Genomic DNA, 5,639 nt, shown 5'->3' with positions numbered 1-5,639 from the left:
CAGCACCAACACCAGCGCCGTCGTGACCAGACGGGAGAGCACCCAGATGAGACCGACCTTGCCCCACCACGGCACCAGCCGGTAGCGCGCCCACCACCGGGCCGGCACCAGGCGGCCCCGGTTCTCCGGCGCGACACCGGTGCGGGTCGTGGCCACGATCAGCCGATCGGAGCGGTCAGCCAGGCGCGCAGCGCGTCTTCGCACTCGTCGATCTGGGAGAGGGCCACCCGCTCGTCATCGGCGTGTGCCTTGAGCGGGTCACCCGGCCCATAGTTCACGGCGGGGATGCCCAGGGCCGAGAACCGGGCCACATCGGTCCAGCCGTACTTGGGCCGCGGTTCGGCGCCGACGGCCTCGAGGAACTTCAGCGCCAGCGGGGCGTCCAGGCCGGGGCGGGCGCCCTCAGCGAGGTCGACGACGGTGATGTCGAAGCCCGCGAACAGGTCCTCGAGGTGTTCGACAGCCTCGGCGGCGGTGCGGCTGGGGGCGAAGCGGTAGTTGACGTGCACCATGCACTCGTCGGGGATGACGTTGCCGGCAATGCCGCCGCTGATGCCCACGGCGTTCAGGCCTTCCCGGTAGACGAGGCCTTCCACCTCGACCTCGCGCGGCTGGTACGCGGCGAGGATGTCCAGGATCGGGGCGGCCTTGTGGATCGCGTTCTCGCCCACCCAGGCCCGGGCGGAGTGCGCGCGCTTGCCGAAGGTGCTGATCTCCACGCGCACGTTGCCGTTGCAGCCGCCCTCGACCTGGCTGTTGCTCGGCTCCCCGAGGATGGCGAAGTCGCCCTCGAACAGGTCGGGGCGGTTGGTGGCGAGCCGGCCGAGGCCGTTCAGGGCGGCGTTGACCTCTTCATGGTCGTACCACATCCAGGTCAGGTCGACGTTGGTGTCGGCGAGCTCGGCGGCGAGTTTGAGCTGCACGGCCACGCCGGCCTTCATGTCGGTGGTGCCGCGGCCCCAGAGGTAGTCGACCCCGTCGATCGTCTCGAAACGGGTGGGCAGGTTGTCGTTCAGCGGCACGGTGTCGATGTGCCCGGCGATCACGACGCGCTGGGCACGGCCCAGGTTGGTGCGGGCGACGATGGTGTCGCCGTCGCGGATCACCTCGAGGTGGGCGGAGCCGGCCAGAGCGGCTTCGATCGCGTCGGCGAGCGGGGTCTCGTTGCCGGAGACCGATTCCGCATCGCACAGGGCGCGGGTCAGCTCGATCGACGACGCGGTCAGGTCGAGCGCCGGAACGGCGGGACGCGCGGCAGGAGCTGCGGAGTCGGCGGAGTCTGGGGACGGGTCTGCGGTGAGGTCTGAGGGCACTCTACTAATCTAGAGCCATGGTCACCGCCCTTCCCCCCGCCCAGCCGTCAGACTCCGCCGCACCGGCCGCCTCCTCCGCCTGGGGGTACGGCCTGGCCACCATCGCCGGCGACGGCACCGTGCTTGACACCTGGTACCCGGCGCCCCGGCTCGGTGCACTGCCGGCCGACCGGGACCGCTGGATCGTTCCCACCGAGCTGGAGGAGGCATCCGGCCCGGACGCCCGCCGCAACGTGCGCCTGGAGGCCGTCACCGTCGAGATCGACCTTCAGGCCCCGCCCGCCGGCACCTCGGATGCCTACCTCCGCCTGCACCTGCTCTCGCACCTGCTCGTCAAGCCCAACACGATCAACCTCGACGGCATCTTCGGCCACCTGCCCAACGTGGTCTGGACCAATGCCGGGCCGGTGCTGCCCGCCGATTTCGACCGGCTCCGCCCGTCGCTGCAGCGTCACGGCATCCAGGCCAGCGGGCTGGACAAGTTCCCGCCGCTGCTCAACTACGTCTCGCCGGAGCGGGTGCGCATCGCGGACGCCTCCCGGGTGCGCCTGGGCGCCTATCTCTCCCCCGGCACCACCGTCATGCACGAGGGTTTCGTCAACTTCAACGCCGGCACCCTGGGCGTCTCGATGGTCGAGGGCCGGGTGTCCCAGGGTGTCGTGGTCGGCAACGGGTCCGACATCGGCGGCGGCGCATCCATCATGGGCACGCTCTCCGGCGGCGGCACCCAGCGCGTCACGATCGGCGAGCGGGCACTGCTGGGCGCCAACTCCGGCATCGGCATCTCGATCGGTGACGACTCAGTGGTCGAGGCGGGCCTGTATGTGACCGCCGGCACCAAGGTGGTGCTGGTGGATTCCGCCCGCACGGCGGACGGAGCACCGCAGACGGCCAAGGCCAAGGACCTCTCCGGAGTGCCGAACCTGCTCTTCCGCCGCAACTCCATCAGCGGCGCGGTCGAGGTGCTCCCCCGCAAGACCGGCATCGTCCTGAACGAGGCCCTGCACGCCTGAGCCCCGGCCTGGACCGACGAAAGAACCCCAACCTGCCGCTGGCGGGTTGGGGTTCTTTCGTGCCGGCCGGGAGCCTAGGCGCGCGGGTAGTCTCGGGCGACCGAGCCCGTGTAGAGCTGCTGCGGGCGCCCGATCTTCGCGGTCGGGTCCAGGTTCATCTCGCGCCAGTGCGCGATCCAGCCGGGCAGCCGGCCGATCGCGAACAGCACCGTGAACATGCGCGGAGGGAAGCCCATCGCCTTGTAGATCACGCCGGTGTAGAAGTCGACGTTGGGGTAGAGCTTGCGCTCCTTGAAGTAGTCGTCGTTCAGGGCGATGAACTCCAGCTCCTTGGCGATGTCGAGCAGGTCGTCCTTCACACCGAGGGCTTCGAGCACGGCGTCCGCGCTCTCCTTGACCAGCTTGGCGCGCGGGTCGTAATTCTTGTAGACCCGGTGGCCGAAGCCCATCAGGCGCACCCCGGCTTCCTTGTTCTTCACCCGTTCGACGTACTTCTGCACGCCTTCGCCGGATGCCTTGATCTCGCTGAGCATGGTGAGCACGGCCTCGTTGGCGCCGCCGTGCAGCGGGCCGGAGAGGGCGTTGATGCCGCCGGAGACGGACGCGAAGAGGTTGGCCTCGGTGGAGCCGACCAGGCGCACGGCCGAGGTGGAGGCGTTCTGCTCGTGGTCTTCGTGCAGCATCAGCAGGCGCTCGAGCGCCTTGCTCACCACGGGGTTCACCTCGTACGGCTCCGCGAGGGTGCCGAAGTTGAGCTTGATGAAGTTGTCCACGAAGCTCAGCGAGTTGTCCGGGTACAGGAACGCGTGCCCGATGCTCTTCTTGTGCGCGTACGCGGCCATCACCGGCAGCTTCGCGAGCAGGCGGATCATCGACAGTTCGACCTGCTCGGGGTCCTTGGGGTTCAGGGAGTCCTGGTAGTAGGTCGACAGGGCGGAGACCCCGGCGGAGAGCACCGACATCGGGTGCGCGTTGTGCGGCAACGCGTCGTAGAACCGGCGCAGGTCCTCGTGCAGGAGGGTGTGCCGACGGACGCGGGTGTCGAACGCGCTGAGTTCGCTTGCGGTGGGCAGCTCACCGTAGATGAGCAGCCAGGCGGTCTCGAGGAAGTTCGAGTTCTGGGCGATCTGCTCGATCGGGTAGCCGCGGTAGCGCAGGATTCCGGCGTCCCCGTCGATGTACGTGATGGCTGACCTCGTTGCCGCCGTGTTCACGAATCCTGCGTCGAACGTGGTGAAGCCGGTCTGCTTGGTCAGCGTTCCGATGTCGATGCTGGACGGGCCGTCCGTGCTGGCCAGGATGGGGAACTGCGCCGATCCCCCCGGGTAGGTCAGAGTGGCCGTCTGCGGGCCCGGTACGGGCCGATCGATGAACTGCGGCTCATTGGATGGTGTTCGCTGCGCGACGTCGCCCACGGCGCCTCCCTGGATTTTCAAGCCTTTCGGCTGTTGGTCTATGGCGGTCCGCCGCAGCACGCTCATGGTGCTTGGCAACGATAACCCGCCTACAGCCTATTCCGCCGAGGGGCATACTGTTGCATCGTCCAAGATCGGCCAGAGTCGTTTGGCCCTACGCCACAGCCGGATGCGCAGCCGACGGCGGGTTGCGCCCATCACGACGGAAGCGCCCGTTCGCTGGGCCACCAATTCGCGCACCCGGGCAGCGGGAATCTTGGCAACCAGGTCGCCGTTGCGGCCGATGAACGCGAAGAACCGGCCTTTCACCTTCACGCCGTCACCGTTGAACATCCGGCCCGGCACCACCGGGGGGTCGCCGGGCAGTTCGGCCACGAGCGCGTTCAGCGCCCCGACACTCGCCGCGTAGCCATCGTCATTGGTCGACGCCGCAGTGTCCGCCATCATCCCAGCCCTTCGCTTCGGCCCATCGTCTGCACCGTAGGCCCAGCGGGCTGGGACGTCAATGCGTCGTGGTCACGGCGTCGCTTCGTCGGCGGAGGCGCGCAACCGCTCGGCCGCGGCGTTGATGCGCTCGTCGCTCGCGGTGAGGGAGAACCGCACGTGCCGGGGGTAGAAGGCGCCGTAGAACGGCCCGGGGCCGGCGAGGATGCCCAGGGCGGCGAGCTGCCGGATCGAGTCCCAGGCGTCGACGCCGGCGCTGGCCCACAGGTAGAGGCCCGCCTCGCTGTTGTCGATGTGGAATCCCGCGGCGACGAGCGCAGGCAGCAGCACCTCGCGGCGGGCCCGGTAGCGCTCCCGCTGCACGGCGACGTGTTCGTCGTCGCCCAGGGCGGCCACCATGGCCGCCTGCAGCGGGGCGGGCAGCATCAGGCCGGCGTGCTTGCGTACGGTGAGCAGGCGGCCGAGTACGCCGGCTCCGCCGGCGGCGAACGCGCCCCGGTAGCCGGCCATGTTGGACTGTTTGCTCAGCGAGTAGATCGCCACGACGTTGTCGATGTTCCCACCGGTGACGCGCGGGTCAAGGATGCTCGGGATCGGCTCCGTGGTCCACGGCGCGTCCCAGCCGAGTTCGGCGTAACACTCGTCGTTGACGATCACGGCACCGAGCTCGCGGGCTCTGGCCACGGCGGCGCGCAGGGCCGGCACGGTCAGCACCCGCCCGTCGGGGTTGCCGGGGCTGTTGAGCCAGATCAGCTTCGTCGTCTCCGGCCATTCGGCGGGGTCGTCGGACGGGAACGCATCCGCCCCGGCCATCGCCGCGCCGATCGCATAGGTGGGGTAAGCAGCGCGCGGGTGCACGATGGTGTCACCCTCGCCGACGCCGATCATGAACGGCAGCAGCGCCACGAGCTCTTTCGAGCCGATGGTCGGCAGCACGTTCGCGTCGGCCAGGCCGGGAACTCCTCGGCGGCGGGCGTACCAGGAGATGATGGCCCGCTGCAGCGCTGGCGTGCCCGTGGTCTGCGGGTAGGCGTGTGCATCGGTCGCGTGCGCGAGGGCGGTCTGCACAACGGGCGGAGTGGCGTCGACAGGCGACCCGATGGACAGGTCGACGATGCCGTCCGGGTGGGCCCGAGCCTGCTGCGCGAACGGCAGCATCTGGTCCCACGGGTAGTCGGGAAGCGGCTTCAGCACCGGTAGTACTCCACCCGGCTAGTGCTGAACCTGGGGAGGAAGCACCGAGATGACCGGGTGGTCCTTGGCGATGACGCCCACCTTGGCGGCTCCGCCCGGCGAGCCGATGTCGTCGAAGAACTCCACGTTGGCCTTGTAGTAGTCCGCCCACTGCTCGGGCAGGTCGTCTTCGTAGTAGATGGCCTCGACCGGACACACCGGTTCGCAGGCGCCACAGTCGACGCATTCGTCAGGGTGGATGTAGAGGGAGCGTTCGCCCT

The 5,639-nt window shown here is 69.1% G+C and carries 6 protein-coding genes; 1 reads left to right on the top strand and 5 read right to left on the bottom strand.

Features of this window, described 5'->3' with window-relative positions; translation table 11 throughout:
- Positions 1 to 158: 158 nt before the first annotated feature.
- Positions 159 to 1,226 (bottom strand): succinyl-diaminopimelate desuccinylase, encoded by a 1,068-nt coding sequence (gene dapE, locus JWP54_RS00125; protein WP_297366157.1) that lies wholly within the window; start codon positions 1,224 to 1,226, stop codon positions 159 to 161.
- Positions 1,227 to 1,330: 104 nt separating this feature from the next.
- On the opposite strand from dapE, the gene dapD reads away from it, so the two are divergent.
- Positions 1,331 to 2,326, top strand: a complete 996-nt coding sequence (gene dapD / locus JWP54_RS00120) for a 2,3,4,5-tetrahydropyridine-2,6-dicarboxylate N-succinyltransferase (RefSeq protein WP_297366155.1) — start codon at positions 1,331 to 1,333, stop codon at positions 2,324 to 2,326.
- A gap of 74 nt (positions 2,327 to 2,400) precedes the next feature.
- Here the strand turns inward: dapD and JWP54_RS00115 are convergent, their stop codons facing one another.
- The 4 genes from JWP54_RS00115 to JWP54_RS00100 all read right to left on the bottom strand — a co-directional run.
- Positions 2,401 to 3,696, bottom strand: coding sequence for a citrate synthase (locus JWP54_RS00115; RefSeq protein ID WP_297366156.1), 1,296 nt, complete (start codon positions 3,694 to 3,696; stop codon positions 2,401 to 2,403).
- 141 nt (positions 3,697 to 3,837) lie between these two features.
- A complete protein-coding gene (locus JWP54_RS00110) occupies positions 3,838 to 4,185 on the bottom strand; it encodes a hypothetical protein (protein WP_297366154.1) in 348 nt (115 codons plus the stop codon).
- 72 nt (positions 4,186 to 4,257) lie between these two features.
- Positions 4,258 to 5,379 (bottom strand): succinyldiaminopimelate transaminase, encoded by a 1,122-nt coding sequence (dapC, locus tag JWP54_RS00105; RefSeq protein ID WP_297366153.1) that lies wholly within the window; start codon positions 5,377 to 5,379, stop codon positions 4,258 to 4,260.
- Positions 5,380 to 5,397: 18 nt separating this feature from the next.
- On the bottom strand, positions 5,398 to 5,639 hold a 242-nt coding region (locus tag JWP54_RS00100; RefSeq protein ID WP_297366152.1), incomplete at its 5' end, for a ferredoxin family protein.

Origin of the sequence: Cryobacterium sp., from assembly GCF_025463825.1 — a bacterium.
In the GTDB taxonomy this organism is placed as follows: domain Bacteria; phylum Actinomycetota; class Actinomycetes; order Actinomycetales; family Microbacteriaceae; genus Cryobacterium.
The sequence above is the reverse complement of the archived record's forward strand: the minus strand, read 5'-3'. Positions and strand labels throughout refer to the sequence as shown.